Genomic DNA, 14,910 nt, shown 5'->3' with positions numbered 1-14,910 from the left:
CCTTGCAGTCAATATGAAAAAAGCATGATAGTTCGCTTATTCGTCCGGCTGGTATTTGTAGCCCACGCCGTATACCGAGCGAATGATGTCGCGTTCGGGCAGCACTTCGCTGATTTTTTTGCGCAGTTTCTTGACGTGGCTGTCAACGGTGCGCTCGGACACAATGCGGTTGTCGCGGTACATATGATCCATCAGCTGTTCGCGGCTGAAAATGCGCCCGGGGGCACGCATCATCACCCGCAACAGCTGGAACTCCACTGCGGTAAGGCCCAGGTCCTGCCCGTCGGCCACGGCCTGCCAGCCTTCCTCGTCGAGCCGCACCGGGCCGGCGGGATCGTCGACGGCAAGCGGGGTATCCTGTGGGGCTTGGCTGCGGCGCAGCACGGCCTTGACCCGGGCGACTACTTCGCGCGGGCTGAAGGGCTTGCAGATGTAGTCGTCAGCACCCAGCTCCAGCCCCAGCAGGCGATCCACTTCCTCAACCTTGGCGGTGACCATGATGATGGCCGTCTGCGGGTAGCGCTGGCGGATACGGCGGCACAGCGACAGGCCGTCTTCGCCCGGCAGCATCAGATCGAGTAGGATCAGCGCCGGAGTGTGGGTCTCCAGCCACGGCATGACCGCGTTGCCGTTGTCCAGCGTGGCTGTCTCAAAGCCGTGGGTTTGCAGGTAGTCGGCCATCAAACGGGCAATCTTGGGTTCGTCTTCAACGATCAGTAGCGAAGCAGCAGCGGGCATAGGTCACTCACGAGAAATCGGTTGGCGGCGGCGTGGTTGGGGTAGCGTCAGGTTGGCGGTAACAGCGGAAAGCGCAGCGTCCAGCGCAGCCCGCCCAGCGGCGAGGCACAGGCGTCCAGGCGGCCGTCGTGCGCGTGCACCAGAGCGCTGACAATGGAAAGGCCCAGACCGCTGCCGCCGCTTGAGCGGCTGCGAGAGCCTTCCACGCGATACAAGCGCTCGGTCAGGCGGGCCAGTTCGCCCTCGGGCACGCCGGGCGCACTATCTTCCCATACCAGCACCGCTTCGTTGTTGTCTCGGGTCAGCGTAACGGCAAGCGTGCCCGGCTCGCGGGTATAGGCGCGGCTGTTGTCGAGCAGATTGTGCCACAGCTGGCGCAGCCGCTGGGCGTCGCCGCGAATATAAAGGGCGTCGGTCAGCGTATGAGTCAGCGTTATCCCGGTATCTTCCAGCAGGCGACGGGCGGTATCGAGATGGCTTTGCAGGCTATCGCTCAGGTTCAGCGGGGCCAGCCGGATATCCAGCGCCCCGGCGTCGCTTTGGGACAGCAAGCGCAGATCGGTGACCAGGCGTTCGAGCTGTTCCACTTCCTGGGCAAGCGAGCCCAGGCTGTCGGCGTTGAGCGGGCGAATGCCGTCCTGCATGGCCTCGATTTCGCCGCGCAGCACGGCCAGCGGCGTGCGCAGCTCGTGGGCGGTATCCGATACCCAGCGGGCGCGGGCGTTGCGGTTGGCCTCAAGCGTGGAGGCCAGGACGTTGAAATCGCTCGCCAGACGGGACAGCTCATCGCGGCCCTGTACGGGCAGGCGCACGTGATAGTCCCCTCGGGTTAGCTGCAGGGCGCCGGCGGTCAGCGTGCGTGCGCGCCGCCCGAGCCACCACGAAAGCCCGCCGGCCAGCAGCAGCGAGGCAATGCCCAGCGAGATGACGATCAATGACAGGTTGCTGCGCTGGCGATCGAGAAAGCGATTTTCCATACGCTTGAGGATCTGCTGCGGGGGGCGAAAGCCCAGTGAGCCGATGGTCGCCCCGTCAACGCTTAGCGCCATCCAGTGCCAGCGGGCCGGCGTATCGTCGGCGTGGCGCGGGGCGACGATAAAGCGGCCGTCCGGCGTGCGCAGGGCGAAGTCCTGGGCTTCACCCAGCGGCGAGGGGCGCTGGGCGTTGCCGCGCCCCAGCTCGTGATACACGATGGTGGGCCAGCGCAGCGGGTCGTTTTCCAGCCAGTCCCAGCTTTTGTACTGCTGCCAGCGCTCGGTCAGGCCTTCGGCCAGGCGCATGGCGCGGCGCTCCTGGGCCTGGTTGAGGTAGTCCAGAAAGCCGCGATCAATGCTGTAGGAGACGGCCAGAAACACCGCCCCGGAAATCGCCACGTTGACGCTGAGAATAATCGCAAAGAGCTTAAGCCCCAGCTGTGACAGGCGCCGGTAGCGAGCGTGGCACAAGGTGTTTCCCAACGGCGCCCCCAGGGTGGTGAAAAACATGGCGAAAAACGTGGCGCAAAGCGCAGGGTGGCCGGCAAGACGGTGGTGATCGGCTGCAACGGCGCGCTCGAAGGCCTCTCAATGCCTGGCCGCCTGCCATGCTAGCATGGCGCGTTGAACGCTGTGCGACGGCCGGCTTTCAGGCCGCCAACCGCACAGAGCGTAGCAAACACAGAGACGTTGATGGTGAATAAAAAAAGCATTGTGGCGGCCGGCGTCGCGCTCGTAGCGGGGGGCCTGGTTGCCCACGCCGTGGTGGGCAGCGTCGCAGAAAAAAAGCTTCGCCGGCACCTTGGCGCGCTTGAAGCCGAACCGGCCATTGCCGTAAGCCAAATAGAAACCCACAGAGGATGGGGCAAGGCGCTGCTGACGGCGCGCCTGGACGCGACCGGCGTGCCCGGCCTTGGCGGCGAGCTGGCCGTAGACGTTGGCTATCTGTCGCGCACCGCAAAGGGCCGCGTGACGTTTGACGGCGCGGCGCTCAGCGGCAAGGTCGATTTTACCGCCGGGCTTGGCAGCGGCCGTCAGGGCTACGCGTTCAACGCCGACGAGCTGGGCGCTGCCGAGGGCGCGCTGACGCTTGGCCAGGTGGAAGGCGACGGCTACATCGACCGGGAACGCGAACACTTTGCCCTCAACGTGCGCACCGCCACCCTTGCGTTTGCCGACGCCGACGCCGACGCCGACGCCGACGGCAAGCTTCGCGTAAGCGACGTGGTCACCGAGCTTGAGCACGACATTGATCGCGAAGCCGGCAGCGGCCGCTCCCACGGCCGCTTTGCCGTGGACGATGTCCGGTGGGTGCTGGATGATCACGGCACGCCCCTGGAGATCGCAGGTCTCGGCGGTGCCGACCTTCGCTACACCGCCGCGCTCGACGGCGATGCCTATGCGTTGCGGCTGCACCTTGGGGCCAGTGATGTGGTTTTCATGGACAGTACACCCGGCCGAGTCGAGCTTGATCTGACCGCCAAGAGGCTGGACTACGCCGCGCTAGACGCCGTAGCCGAGCAGGCGTTATCCGCAGCCCGGCAGCCGGCCCTGATCCGGGCGCTGCGCACCGCGCTGACCGAGCAGGCTTACACGCTGCTGTCGCGCTCGCCGGCGCTTGAGCTTGAAACCCTGTCGCTGGACGTCGCGCTGCCCATGCTTGGCCGCGCCGAGGCGCAGCTTTCCGGCCGAATGGCGTTTGACGGCGACGGCCTGCGCCTGGAAGCGGCGCGTGCCGAGCTTACGTCGCGGCTGAACGCCAGGCTTGTCTTCGAAATGCTGCCCGACGCCATGATAGTAGAGCTGGCGCCCCCGGCGCTGCAGGCGTTTTTGCTCAACCGCGAGCCGCCCCACGTCTTCGGCTGGAAAGACGGCCGGGCGCTGTATAAAGGCGAGCCGCTGGAAGAGGCCCTGGCGCGCTGATGCCGGGGCAGAAGAGAAACCGCAGGAAAAGCAGGGAGGTGTGTGGTGCCCGAAGCGTTGTTGATACTGCTGTTGGCGCTGGGAGCCGGCGCGGCGATGCCTGCCGGTGCGGTGTTTGCCCGGTTTGACGAGCTGCACCCGGACTGGCTGAGCACCGAGTGGCGCCACTTTATTGTCGCCTTTGGCGGCGGCGCGCTGATCTCGGCCATTGCGCTGGTGCTGGTCCCTGACGGCACGGCCAGACTCGCGCCGCCGGCCGCCGCGCTCAGCTTTGCCGCCGGCGGCGTGACGTTTTTTGCGCTGGATATTTGGCTCAACCGGATGAAAAGCGCCGCCGGCCAGCTGGTGGCCATGCTCTCGGACTTCGTGCCCGAGGCCATCGCGCTGGGCGCGGCCTTTGCCGCCGGGGAAAGCACCGGCCTGCTGCTGGCGTTTTTGATTGCACTGCAAAACCTGCCCGAGGGCTTCAACGCCTTCGAGGAGCTGGCGCACGCGGGCCGGCTGGCCCAGAGCACCGTGCTCACCGCCTTTTGCGCCATGGCGCTGCTGGGCCCGGCCTCGGCGCTGGCGGGCTATTACTGGCTGGGCCATTATCCGCAGGTGATGGGCGTGCTGCTGCTGTTTGCCAGCGGCGGTATTTTGTATCTGGTGTTTGAAGATATCGCCCCCCAGGCCCGGCTGGAAAACGCCTGGATGCCGGCGCTTGGCGCCGTGGCCGGCTTTTTGATCGGCCTTGTGGGCAGCATGCTGGCCGGCTAGCCGGCGCGCACTTCGCGTGCGCGCCGGGCCTGGCGTTTTAGCGAGAGCGCCAGGCGCTCGACCAGCCCTGCCAGCAGCGTCTGGCGGCGCGCATCCAGCCCGGGGCCGGCACCCGGTTTTGTTTCACGGCGGGCGGCGTCGAGCAGGGCGTCGCCCGCTTTACGTATGCGCAAGGGCGCCTCGCCCCGGGCGCTGGCGGCGTAGTCCTCGGCCAGCGCTGCGATAAAGGCGTTTCGGGCGTGATGAAAGGCAGGGCCGATGTCTTCCAGCCGGCGCAGCCGCAGGCAGGCGTAGCCCGCGTCAAGCCCGGTCAGCCCCAGGCTGAACAGGTGGCGCTGGGCGTCGGGCAGGCTGTCGTCGTGTTTGGACAGCTGCAGCAGGCGGTCGGCCATGCGTCCGATAAACTGCGTTTCCCGGGCGTTGACCGGCGCGCTGGCCAGCCGCCGCAGGTCCCGGGCGATAGCCCAGACCAGCCGTTTGCGCTTGAGCGTCGCCCCGGGGCCGGGCAGCAGGCGAAAGCCAACGACCACCACGCCAAGCCCCACCAGCATCGCCAGCGCGCGGTTGACGAAGGCATCAAAGGAGAAATCCATGCCGTTGCCGGGCATGGTCAGCAAAATATTGCCGATGGTAAACGCCAAACAGTACCCCATCAGTTTGGGGTTGGCCGCGCCCAGCAGTCCGAGAAACAGCGGGGTGAGAAAAATCATCGCCAGCATGGGAAAACCGCTGGCCTGGGCGAGCAGAACATGGCCAAAAACAAACGCGCTGGGAACGGCCGCCAGTATGCCCTTGGCAAAGGCCATACACGCGGCGACGGGGTTGTCGCGGCTGGCAAAAAACGCGGAAAACAGCGTGCCCAGCAGCATGGCCACCTGGCCGTTGGTCCAGCCGGTTGCCAGCCAAAACGCCGCCAGCGTGGCGAAAATGGCCCCGGCGCGAATGGCGTTGACGCCGGCAACCCAGTGGTCGCGATGCCATGCCAGCGCCGCGCCGCGCAGGGCCTTGCCTGATGGGTGAGCGATGGCGTCCCGGGCGTCCAGCATGATCAGCGCGTGACCCAGCGCCTCGCGCAGGCCCAAAAGACAGCGCTGTTCAAGCGGTGTCAGCCGCGTTTCCGGGGTGTTCAGCGCCCGGCGGCGCAGGGCGTAAAGCGTTTGCCGTGCCGGTTCGGTGCCGCTGCCGCGGGCGGCGCGGTCAAAGCCGTCGGACAGCTGCTGTGCGAGCCGGCGGGTGTCGCTTTTTATGCGCTTGTCGTCGTTGCGCTCGCTTTTCGTGTGGAGCAGCTGCTGCAGGGCGTGAAGCGTAGCCATCAGGCGCAGGGTGTGGCGTGTCAGCACGTGGCTGGCGCGGATGCGCCCGGGGCCTTCCGGGCCTTCGTAGCGGGCGGTTTGGCTGTCGCCTTCCAGCCGGGTGAGTGGGGTTAGCGTGCCGGTGAGCGTGGCCTCCAGCCGAGCCGGGTCGTGGCTGTCGCGCAGACGACAGGCGGCGTGTAAAAAGGCCTGGTTGACCACGTCATCGGCCTGGCGGCCCAGATGGTCGCTGACCCGGCTTGGCCACAGCAGCGCGCTGACCAGGGTCGCGCAGGTGGCGCCCAGCGCCAGCTCGGAAATCCGCGCTACGGCGATGGAGAAAATGCGTTCCGGGGCGCCGGCGCCGATGACCACGATGAGCATGGCGGTGACCGCCCCCATGATGCAGCCGTAGGCGGCGTTGTTGCGCAAAAGTGCGCTTGCGTAGGTGCACAGCATGATCCAGACGGTCAGCCCGGCAAGCGCGGGTATCGGCGCCTGGGCGAACAGCGCCATCAGCGTAATGCCGGCCGCCGCGCCGACCAGGGTACCGCTGATTTGGCTTAAGCCCTTCTCCAGCACCATGCCGCTGAGCGGGCGAATCTGTAGAAACGCCGCCGAAATCAGCGCCCAGTAAGGGCGCTCCAGATCCAGCCACAGGGCGATATACAGCGCCAGCAGCATGGCAAGAGTGGTTTTCAGCGCAAACCGGACCGCCGACGCATCGGGCGTGAGGTAGGCCCGGTACCAGGGCGAGGCGGTAACGCGCACGTCAGGCGTCCGGCTCGATGTGTACAGAAGCGGTCATACCGGCGCTGAGCGTGACGCCGTCGGGAACGGTATCCAGCGCAATGCGTACCGGAATGCGCTGGGCCAGGCGCACCCAGCTAAAGGTGGGCTGCACCTTGGGCAGCAGCTGCTCGTTGGGCGCGGTGTTGGGGTCGGCGATGGCCCGGCCGATGCTTGCAACGTGGCCGGTCAGCTCGTGCTCGGCGCTCATCAGCTTGATCCGGGCGGAATCGCCCGGCTGTACGCCTGCCAGCTTGGTCTCTTCAAAGTAGCCGGTGACGTACCAGGAGCCGGCTTCCACCAGCGCCAGCGCCGGCTGGCCGGCACGGGCGTAGTTGCCTTCGCTGAAGGCCAGATTGAGCACGTTGCCGGCCACCGGGGCGGTGACCCGGGTGCGCGCCAAATCAAGCCGGGCGCTGTCCAGAGCGCTTTGTGCCTGTGCCAGCGTCGCGGCCGCTACGCGGCTGTTGATGCGTGACATTTCGCGGTTTTCGGCGCTGATGGCGCCACGCCCCAGCCGGCTGCGCCGCGAGGCTTCGTGGCGCGCCAGCTCCAGCTCGGCCTGGCGCTGCTCCATGACGGCCTTGGCCTTGGCGACCCGGGCCTGATAGCGCTTGGGATCAATGCGAAACAAAGTGTCGCCCCGGGCTACGTGCTGGCTGTCTTCTACCCTGAGCGCGGTGACGCGCCCGGCAACGTCCGGCGCTACGGTGACGATGTTGGCGCGCACGCGTCCGTCCCGGGTCCAGGGCGTATAGAGATAGTACTGCCATAGCCACCACCCGGCGGCCGCGGCGAGCGCGACAACGGTCAGCGTGATCAGCGTGCGCAGCAGCGTGGACATATCACCAGACTCCGGTAGCGGGAAAAGGCGCGGCAAACAGCCAGGCGGTGGCCGCTGTGCAAAGCACAAACAGCGCGGTATCGAACCACGCCTCAAACCACAGCCGCCGGCCGCGCTGCAGCCGGTACAGCAGCGCGCGCAGAGCAAGGGTGGCGGCCAGACCGATGCCCACATACACCAAAAGCGGCGGCAGCAGCAGCCCGCCCAGGGCCTGTTCGTGAAGTCCCATTGCCTTTTGCTCCTCTCGTTGGGCGTTTTGCCTGCGCTAAAGCGACAGCCAGAACAGCATCAGCGGCGGGGACAAAAGCGACAGCAGAAAACCGCTGACCACCGCCACCGGCACGCAGGCCACGCCGCCGTGCTGCTGGATCACCGGCAGGGTAAAGTCCATGGAGGTCGCACCGCCGTAGCCAATCGCCAGCGCCGTATGGCGATGAATCATCAGCGGAATCAGCACAAAGGCAAGAAGCTCCCGGGCCAGGTCGTTGAAAAACGCCACCCCGCCCAGCAGCGGGCCGAGCTGGTCGCCGATGAGAATCGCCGAGAGCGAATACCAGCCAAAGCCTGAGGCCATGGCCAGCCCCTCGTTCCACCCAAGCGAGAGCAGTGGTGCTGCCAAAAGCCCGGCCACCAGCGAGCTGGCAGCAAGGGTCAGGGCAATGGCAAGGCCCGCGCGGTTGAGCAGAATCTGCTTGAGCGGCATGCCGGAGTTGCGCAGCTGGCAGCCGATCAGCGCCAGCAGAACGTACAGCACCCATTCGGCCAGCACTTCAGCGCCGTGGAACAGCCCAGGGCCCAAAAGAGGGCCCAGCGTCACGCCAAGGGTGACGCCGCCTGCGACGGCGCCTATCAGCAAAAGCGAGCTTTGCATGGCGGCCAGCTTGCTCACCGGCGCATCCTTGACCGCAGGTGACGTGCCCGCGCGCAGTGCCAGCCGGCGCGAAAGCCACCACAGCGCCGCCAGGTTACAGGCGCCGGTCAGCACAAACAGCAAAAGCGCGCTGCCGCCAAGGCGGGAGAGCTGGCTTGACAGGTTTTCAAGACCGGCAAGGCGTATCCCCATCAGCAGCAAAATGGCGTAGACCGAGCCGTTGACGGCGTGGTTGATCAAGCCTTGCAGGCGCGGCGAGCGCACCCGAACCAGGTAGCCCGCAATCAGCGGCAGCAGCACGATGAGCAGTCCGGAAAACATAGGCGCAAAGGCGTCCTCGGTCAGTGGCTGGGCGGGGCTAAAGCCGCATCAGGGCTGGAGCTGCGTCAGCGTAATGTGGGTTTCGCGCTTGCCCGCTTTCCAGTAGCCGGCCTCGACAATCAGGCCGGGATAGTCGGGGTGGTAGTTGATGCGGATATTGCGGTCGGGTTTTTCTGCATCGAACAGCACCACAGCGAGGGCGTTAAAGCGCCCGGCGGGCACGGTGACCTGCTCGGTGCCGTCGGTATAGTAGTGAAAGGCCTCGTCGCGACCGCGATGGTCGACAAAGCCTACGTCGCACGGGGCGCTTTGGCTGCAGCGCTCACGCCCGGCGCGCCGGGCCAGATGGATCAGCGCGGTCTGGCGATCCAGCGTGGCGATGTCGGCATCGGCCAGCTCGTAGCTGTCACCGATGCCAAACAGTGAGTAGCCGCTGTAGTAGTGCAGTGAATGCGTGGCGTGCTCGCCGGCGGTGAAGCGGCTGCGCTCCCGGCCGCTGGCCACGGCGATGGAGAAGCGCATGGCGCTTTTCCAGTGGCGGCCTTCCCGGCGCACCTTGTGGGTCAGGCCGGCGCCGGGCCAGCCGTCGACTTTCAGCCGGTACTGGGCGGTGAACGCCTGCATCGGGCGCAGCGTGGGCGCCTTTTCCGGGGCGGCCCAGGCCGGCCCGGTGAGCAGCCAAAGTGCCAGTGCGACGGGCCAGACGCGAGTCATGATGGGCATGACGTCTCTCCTGTAACGGTGGGCCGCGCTCGCGCGCGGCAGACGGTCGCAGACGGCACGCAGTATAGCGCCCGGCGCGGCGAGCGTCAGTAGCCGGCCGCCGGGTTGACGGTGCTCACCGGCTCACCGGCCTCGAAGGCGCGCAGGTAGTCGATGACCTGATCAATCGCCCCGTCAAGCGGAGTAGGCGCCGATACGTGCGGGGTGATCCATACTTTTGGATGATCCCAAAGCGGGCTGTCACAGGGCAGCGGCTCGGCGGTGAAAACGTCCAGCAGCGCGCCGCGCAGGCGGCCGGGCTGATCGGCATTGCCAAGCGCGGCCAAAAGCGCTGCCTCATCCACCAGCGCGCCGCGTCCGGGGTTGATCAGGGTCGCGCCTGCGGGCAGCTGGGCGAGCCGTTCGGCGTTGATCAGCCCCCGGGTGGCGTCGGTGTCCGGCAGCAGCGTGACCAGGGTTTGGGCGCGGCTTAGCACGGCGTCAAGGCCGGCGTCGCCATGATGGCAGTCAACGCCGTCGATCTCCTTGGCGGTGCGGCTCCAGCCCGTGACCGGGAAGCCGGCCCGGGAAAGCGCCTGCGCGACGTGGGCGCCGATAGCGCCAAGCCCCAGCACGCCCACCGGCCACTCGGCCTTGGCGGGCACGGTCTGAGGCGCCCAGCGGGCGTCGGCCTGAAGGCGGGCGTAGGCATCAAAGCTGCGGTAGAAGTGCAGCACGCCGTAAAGTACGTAGTCGGCCATGGATTCGGCCATGCCCGCATCGCGCAGCTTGACGATGGGCACGCCGTCGGGAAGCCCGGGGGTGGCCAGCAGGGCATCCACGCCGGCGCCCAGATTCACGATGCCTTTCAGCCGGGTTTGTTCCGCCAGCAGCCATGCGGGCGGCTTCCAGACGGCGAGGTAGTCGGCGTTTTGCCGCACTTTTTCAGGGGCATCGGCAGTGACGACGCTGGCGTGGGGAAAGGCGCGCTCAAGCGCGGCGCACCAGCGGCGGGCGTTATCCATGTGCACAACGATTTTCATGCGTTCTCCTTGGTACGGCAGTCATCGCGCTTCGGGCGCGGGGCCACTAGCATGCCGGATTGCGATTGTTGTAATAAAGGCTTTGACCGGCAGCCGCGCCAGAGTGCTAGTATCCTTGAAGACGACCCTGGCCGGCCTTGTGTGGCGGGCCAGTCGCCTGGCGGTCCGGATCCGCTGGCGCCTGTGCGCCGGTGCTGCCCGGTTTTGATCACTTCCAACGCCGAGTTGTTCGATGTCTCAGGTTTCACTGCCCTTTACACGTGAGGAGTATGCCACCCGGCTATGGAAGGTGCGCGCGGAAATGGCCGGCCGGGGCATTGATGCGCTGATCGTAAGCGACCCTTCCAACATGGCGTGGCTCACCGGCTACGACGGCTGGTCGTTTTACGTTCACCAGTGCGTGGTGGTGGGCCTGGAAGGCGAGCCCATGTGGTATGGCCGGCGCATGGACGCCAACGGCGCGCTTCTGACCTGCTGGATCAGCCCGGAAAACATCACCTACTACCCGGACTACTACGTCCAGAACCCGGACATGCACCCCATGGACTACCTGGCCCAGTCGATTCTGCCCCAGCGCGGCTGGGATCGCGGCGTGGTGGGCATGGAGATGGACAACTACTATTTCTCCGCCCAGGCCTACCTGTGCCTGCGCCGGGAGCTGCCCCACGCGCGCTTTGCCGACGCGAACGGCCTGGTCAACTGGTGCCGGGCGATCAAATCGCCCCAAGAAATCGCCTACATGCGCATTGCCGGCAAAATCGTTGAGGGCATGCACACCCGCATTCTGGAAATGATCGAGCCGGGCCTGGCCAAGAGCAAGCTGGTCTCCGAGATCTATCGGGTCGCCATCGAAGGCTTCACCGATGAAAACGGCCGGGTCTACGGCGGCGACTACCCGGCCATTGTGCCGCTTTTGCCCACGGGCAAGGACGCCGCCGCGCCGCACCTGACCTGGGACGACACGCCGTTTCGCGAAGGCGAGGGCACGTTTTTCGAGATTGCCGGGGTCTACAAGCGCTACCACGCGCCGACCTCGCGCACGGTGTTTCTGGGCCGCCCGCCCCGGGAATTCCTGCGCGCGGAATCCGCGCTGCTGGAAGGCATTGAACAGGGCCTTGAAGTGGCCAGGCCTGGCAACCGCACGGCGGATATCGCCAAGGCGCTGGGCTCGGCGATGAACAAATACGGCTTTGACCGCGGCGGGGCGCGGTGCGGCTATCCCATCGGCATTTCCTATCCGCCGGACTGGGGCGAGCGCACCATGAGCCTGCGCCCGTCGGACGAGTCCGTGCTGGAGCCGGGCATGACCTTCCACTTCATGCCCGGCCTGTGGGAAGACGGCTGGGGGCTTGAGATTACCGAGAGCATTCTGATCACCGAAAACGGCTGCGAGACCCTGGCCCACTTCCCGCGCCAGCTGTTTGTGCACTAGATCCCAGGAGCGAATTTATGAGCAAGCGCCCAAGCCCGATGACGCCGACGGTAGACTTCAGCGCCGACGGCGTGCAGCACGGCTTTCTCAACCTGCCGATTTCCGTGGACGACTCCGCCTGGGGGGCGGTGATGGTGCCGGTGACCGTGGTGAAAAACGGCGAAGGGCCCACCGCGCTTCTGACCGCCGGCAACCACGGCGACGAGTACGAAGGCATCACCGCGCTTTTAAAGCTGGCCAACACCCTCAAGGCCGAAGACGTCACCGGGCGGGTGATCATCGTGCCGTGCTTCAACACCCCGGCGGTGACCGCGGGCAAACGCACCTCGGGGCTGGACGGCGGCAACCTCAACCGCAGCTTCCCCGGCGACCCGGACGGCAGCGCCACCGAGCAGATCGCCGACTATTTCACCCGCTACATGGTGCCCATGGCCGACGCGGTGCTGGACCTGCACTCCGGCGGGCGCACCCTCGACATCCTGCCCTACGCTGCCTCCCACGTGCTCGACAATAAAGAGCAGCAGGCCGCCGCGCTGGAAAGCGCCAAGACCTTCGGCGCGCCCTACGCCATGGTGATGTTCGAGCTCGACGCCACCCACCTGTTCGACACCGTGTGCGAGAACCAGGGCAAGGTGTTCGTTACCACCGAGCTTGGCGGTGGCGGCACCTCCACCCCGGAAAGTGTCGAGATCGCCGAGCGCGGCGTGCGCAACTTCCTGATGCACCACGGCCTGATTGAAGGCGAGCCGGCGCTGCCGGATACCCCGCAGGTGTATCTGAACATGCCCGATGCCAGCTGCTACGTGCAAAGCGAGCACTCCGGACTGCTGGAGCTGCTGGCAGGCCTGGGCGACGAAGTGCGCGAAGGCCAGGCCATTGCGCGGATTTTTGATGTCACCCGCACCGGCAGCGCGCCTGCGGTGTACTACGCCCGGCGCGGCGGCGTGCTGATGGCGCGGCGCGCCCCGGCCCTTGCCCACATTGGCGACACCATCGCGGTGATTGCCGACGTGGTGGAGCGCCTTGACGGCTGACTATGACCAAAAACCCTTTAACCGCCGGGCTGAAGCTCGACCGCTTCGACGTGAAGATCTTGGCCATCCTGTCCCGGGACGGGCGCATCACCAAGTCCAAGCTGGCCGAGGCCATCAACCTCTCGGTCAGCCCCTGCTGGGAGCGGGTCAAGCGCCTGGAGCAGGCCGGCATCATCGAAGGCTACAGCGCCCGCATCAACACGCAAGTGCTGATGCCGGGCAACTCGGTGTGGGTGCAGATCGAGCTCGCCCAGCACAGCGTGGAGAGCTTTTCTGCGTTTGAAACGCTGGTCATGGAAACCCCCGAGGCCACCGAATGCGTGGCCGTGGGCGGCGGGGTGGACTACCTGGTGAAGTTTGAGGTGGCAAGCATCGACAGCTACCAGCGCGCCATGGACCGCTGGCTGGTATCCGACGCCGGCATCGAACGCTATTTCACCTATATCGTCACCAAGACGGTCAAGCGCGCCACGTCGGCCATCAGCGAGGATGAGCTGGCCTGAGTGCTTCGCCGCTCGCCAAAAAAACCGCCGGTTTATGCCGGCGATGCCAAAAAAAACGCATCTTTGCCCGGCGCTTTCAAAAGCACTTTTCGCGCTAACTGCCTTACCCTTGGGGTATCGAACGGTCACTACCGCAAGATACGGATACCCGAAAGGAGGGGCGCATGACGGCACTATCTACCACGCTTTCCGATCGTCTGCAGGACCCGCGCCTGTTTCGCCAGTACGCCTACATCAACGGCAAGTGGACCCACGGCGAGGGCGGCCGCGAAGAAGCCGTGACCGACCCTGCCACCGGCGAGGTGCTGGGCCACATTCCGGTGCTGGAAGACGCCCAGATTACCGCCGCGGTCGACGCCGCCGAGGCGGCGGCAGCCGGATGGCGGGCGCTGCGCGCCGACGAGCGCAGCGAGATTCTGCAGAAGTGGTACGCGCAGCTCCACGAGCACAGCGAAGACCTGGCCACCATCATGACCCTGGAGCAGGGCAAGTCGCTCGACGACTCCCGGGGCGAAGTGCAGTACGGCGCGAGCTTCATTCGCTGGTTTGCTGAAGAGGGCAAGCGCACCTACGGCGAGACCATTCCCAGCCACATGCCCAACGCCGCGCTTGGCTCGATCAAGGAGCCGGTAGGCATCGCCGCGCTGATCACCCCGTGGAACTTCCCGCTGGCGATGATCACCCGCAAGGCCGCCGCCGCCCTGGCCGCCGGCTGCCCGGTGATCAACAAGCCTTCCAACGAAACGCCGTTCACGGCGCTGGCGCTGGCCGAGCTGGCCGAGCGCGCGGGCATTCCCGCCGGCGTCTACAACGTGGTGCTGGGCGAGCCGGCGGCGGTGTCCAAGGTGCTGTGCGCCGAGCCGCGCATCCGGGCGCTGTCGTTCACCGGTTCCACCCGGGTGGGCGAGCTGCTGATGGAGCAGAGCGCCGGCACCGTCAAGAAGCTCTCCATGGAGCTTGGCGGCAACGCGCCGTTCATCGTCGGCCCGGATATGGACCCGACCGAAGCCGCCCAGGCGGCGGTGGCGGCCAAGTACCAGACCTCCGGGCAGGACTGCCTGGCGGCCAACCGCATTCTGGTGCACGAGTCCATCCACGACGCCTTTATCGAGGCGTTCAAGGACAGCATGTCCGCGCTCAAGGTGGGCAACGGCCTGGAAGACGGCACCGACCTTGGCCCGCTGATCCACGACAAGGCGGTGGAAAAGGCCCAGAGCATCGTCGACGACGCGGTGCAAAAGGGCGCGACCCTACACGAAAGCACCCAGCCGCCGGTAGCGGGCGACAACTTCTTTATGCCGGTGCTGCTGACGGGCATCACCCGGGAAATGAAGGTCTGGCGCGAGGAAAACTTCGCTCCGGTGGCCGGCGTGCTGCCGTATGCAACCGACGAAGAAGCCATCGAGCTTGCCAACGACACCGAGTACGGCCTGGCCTCCTACGTCTACAGCAACGACATGCGCCGCATCTGGAAAATCATGCGCGGCCTGGAGTTTGGCCTGGTCAGCGTCAACTCGGTGAAGATGACCGGCGCGCCGGTGCCCTTTGGCGGGGTGAAGGAGTCCGGCCTCGGCCGCGAGGGCGGCTCCACCGGCATCGAGGAATACCTCGAAACCAAGTTCTTCTGCCTCGGCGGCATGCCCTCCGCCTCCGGCAGCTGATCACGCTCCGGTGTGCTACCACAG

At 66.2% G+C, this 14,910-nt stretch carries 14 protein-coding genes; 6 read left to right on the top strand and 8 right to left on the bottom strand.

What is annotated here, in order from left to right; translation table 11 throughout:
* Window positions 1-36: 36 nt before the first annotated feature.
* Entirely contained in the window at window positions 37-738 is a 702-nt protein-coding gene (locus tag ACZ415_RS01690) for a response regulator (protein WP_344703534.1), read from the bottom strand.
* Between the two features lie 47 nt (window positions 739-785).
* Complete coding sequence (locus ACZ415_RS01685; RefSeq protein ID WP_344703536.1) at window positions 786-2,222, bottom strand: ATP-binding protein; 1,437 nt, start codon at window positions 2,220-2,222, stop codon at window positions 786-788.
* A gap of 183 nt (window positions 2,223-2,405) precedes the next feature.
* On the opposite strand from ACZ415_RS01685, the gene ACZ415_RS01680 reads away from it, so the two are divergent.
* Window positions 2,406-3,635: a DUF945 family protein gene (locus ACZ415_RS01680; protein WP_344703538.1), complete on the top strand. Its 1,230-nt coding sequence runs from the start codon at window positions 2,406-2,408 to the stop codon at window positions 3,633-3,635.
* Window positions 3,636-3,680: 45 nt separating this feature from the next.
* Window positions 3,681-4,394: a ZIP family metal transporter gene (locus tag ACZ415_RS01675; RefSeq protein ID WP_344703540.1), complete on the top strand. Its 714-nt coding sequence runs from the start codon at window positions 3,681-3,683 to the stop codon at window positions 4,392-4,394.
* Here ACZ415_RS01675 and ACZ415_RS01670 read toward each other — a convergent pair.
* The 6 genes from ACZ415_RS01670 to ACZ415_RS01645 form a co-directional block, all read right to left on the bottom strand.
* Window positions 4,391-6,457, bottom strand: coding sequence for an FUSC family protein (locus ACZ415_RS01670; RefSeq protein WP_344703542.1), 2,067 nt, complete (start codon window positions 6,455-6,457; stop codon window positions 4,391-4,393). The genes ACZ415_RS01675 and ACZ415_RS01670 overlap by 4 nt on opposite strands.
* 1 nt (window position 6,458) lies before the next feature.
* Window positions 6,459-7,319 (bottom strand): HlyD family secretion protein, encoded by an 861-nt coding sequence (locus ACZ415_RS01665; protein WP_344703544.1) that lies wholly within the window; start codon window positions 7,317-7,319, stop codon window positions 6,459-6,461.
* A gap of 1 nt (window position 7,320) precedes the next feature.
* Window positions 7,321-7,548, bottom strand: a complete 228-nt coding sequence (locus tag ACZ415_RS01660; protein ID WP_344703546.1) for a DUF1656 domain-containing protein — start codon at window positions 7,546-7,548, stop codon at window positions 7,321-7,323.
* 36 nt (window positions 7,549-7,584) lie between these two features.
* Window positions 7,585-8,511 carry a LysO family transporter gene (locus tag ACZ415_RS01655; RefSeq protein ID WP_344703548.1) on the bottom strand — a complete coding sequence of 309 codons (927 nt, stop codon included), beginning with the start codon at window positions 8,509-8,511 and terminating at the stop codon, window positions 7,585-7,587.
* 48 nt (window positions 8,512-8,559) lie between these two features.
* Window positions 8,560-9,234, bottom strand: coding sequence for a hypothetical protein (locus tag ACZ415_RS01650; protein ID WP_344703550.1), 675 nt, complete (start codon window positions 9,232-9,234; stop codon window positions 8,560-8,562).
* An 86-nt stretch (window positions 9,235-9,320) separates the two neighbouring features.
* The gene (locus tag ACZ415_RS01645) at window positions 9,321-10,256 is read right to left on the bottom strand and encodes a 2-hydroxyacid dehydrogenase (RefSeq protein ID WP_344703553.1); all 936 of its coding nucleotides are present in this window, start codon (window positions 10,254-10,256) and stop codon (window positions 9,321-9,323) included.
* 232 nt (window positions 10,257-10,488) lie between these two features.
* Here ACZ415_RS01645 and doeA point away from each other — a divergent pair, with 232 nt between their 5' ends.
* The 4 genes from doeA (at window position 10,489) to ACZ415_RS01625 (ending at window position 14,886) form a co-directional block, all read left to right on the top strand.
* Window positions 10,489-11,688, top strand: coding sequence for an ectoine hydrolase DoeA (gene doeA / locus ACZ415_RS01640; protein WP_344703555.1), 1,200 nt, complete (start codon window positions 10,489-10,491; stop codon window positions 11,686-11,688).
* Window positions 11,689-11,705: 17 nt separating this feature from the next.
* Window positions 11,706-12,722 carry a N(2)-acetyl-L-2,4-diaminobutanoate deacetylase DoeB gene (doeB, locus tag ACZ415_RS01635; RefSeq protein ID WP_344703557.1) on the top strand — a complete coding sequence of 339 codons (1,017 nt, stop codon included), beginning with the start codon at window positions 11,706-11,708 and terminating at the stop codon, window positions 12,720-12,722.
* A gap of 2 nt (window positions 12,723-12,724) precedes the next feature.
* Window positions 12,725-13,225 (top strand): Lrp/AsnC family transcriptional regulator, encoded by a 501-nt coding sequence (locus ACZ415_RS01630; protein ID WP_344703560.1) that lies wholly within the window; start codon window positions 12,725-12,727, stop codon window positions 13,223-13,225.
* 164 nt (window positions 13,226-13,389) lie between these two features.
* Window positions 13,390-14,886, top strand: coding sequence for an NAD-dependent succinate-semialdehyde dehydrogenase (locus ACZ415_RS01625; protein WP_344703561.1), 1,497 nt, complete (start codon window positions 13,390-13,392; stop codon window positions 14,884-14,886).
* The last annotated feature ends 24 nt before the right edge of the window (window positions 14,887-14,910 follow it).

This window comes from Halomonas cibimaris (assembly GCF_055379665.1).
This window is presented reverse-complemented; position numbering and strand designations above follow the sequence as displayed.

Excerpts from the sequence above, each read along its gene's own strand:
- ACZ415_RS01650 (WP_344703550.1), bottom strand. The coding sequence starts at position 9,234 with ATGCCCATCATGACTCGCGTCTGGCCCGTCGCACTGGCACTTTGGCTG.
- doeA (WP_344703555.1), top strand. The coding sequence starts at position 10,489 with ATGTCTCAGGTTTCACTGCCCTTTACACGTGAGGAGTATGCCACCCGG.
- ACZ415_RS01690 (WP_344703534.1), bottom strand. The coding sequence starts at position 738 with ATGCCCGCTGCTGCTTCGCTACTGATCGTTGAAGACGAACCCAAGATT.
- ACZ415_RS01630 (WP_344703560.1), top strand. The coding sequence starts at position 12,725 with ATGACCAAAAACCCTTTAACCGCCGGGCTGAAGCTCGACCGCTTCGAC.
- ACZ415_RS01685 (WP_344703536.1), bottom strand. The coding sequence starts at position 2,222 with ATGTTTTTCACCACCCTGGGGGCGCCGTTGGGAAACACCTTGTGCCAC.
- ACZ415_RS01625 (WP_344703561.1), top strand. The coding sequence starts at position 13,390 with ATGACGGCACTATCTACCACGCTTTCCGATCGTCTGCAGGACCCGCGC.
- ACZ415_RS01645 (WP_344703553.1), bottom strand. The coding sequence starts at position 10,256 with ATGAAAATCGTTGTGCACATGGATAACGCCCGCCGCTGGTGCGCCGCG.
- ACZ415_RS01680 (WP_344703538.1), top strand. The coding sequence starts at position 2,406 with ATGGTGAATAAAAAAAGCATTGTGGCGGCCGGCGTCGCGCTCGTAGCG.
- ACZ415_RS01660 (WP_344703546.1), bottom strand. The coding sequence starts at position 7,548 with ATGGGACTTCACGAACAGGCCCTGGGCGGGCTGCTGCTGCCGCCGCTT.
- doeB (WP_344703557.1), top strand. The coding sequence starts at position 11,706 with ATGAGCAAGCGCCCAAGCCCGATGACGCCGACGGTAGACTTCAGCGCC.
- ACZ415_RS01655 (WP_344703548.1), bottom strand. The coding sequence starts at position 8,511 with ATGTTTTCCGGACTGCTCATCGTGCTGCTGCCGCTGATTGCGGGCTAC.
- ACZ415_RS01665 (WP_344703544.1), bottom strand. The coding sequence starts at position 7,319 with ATGTCCACGCTGCTGCGCACGCTGATCACGCTGACCGTTGTCGCGCTC.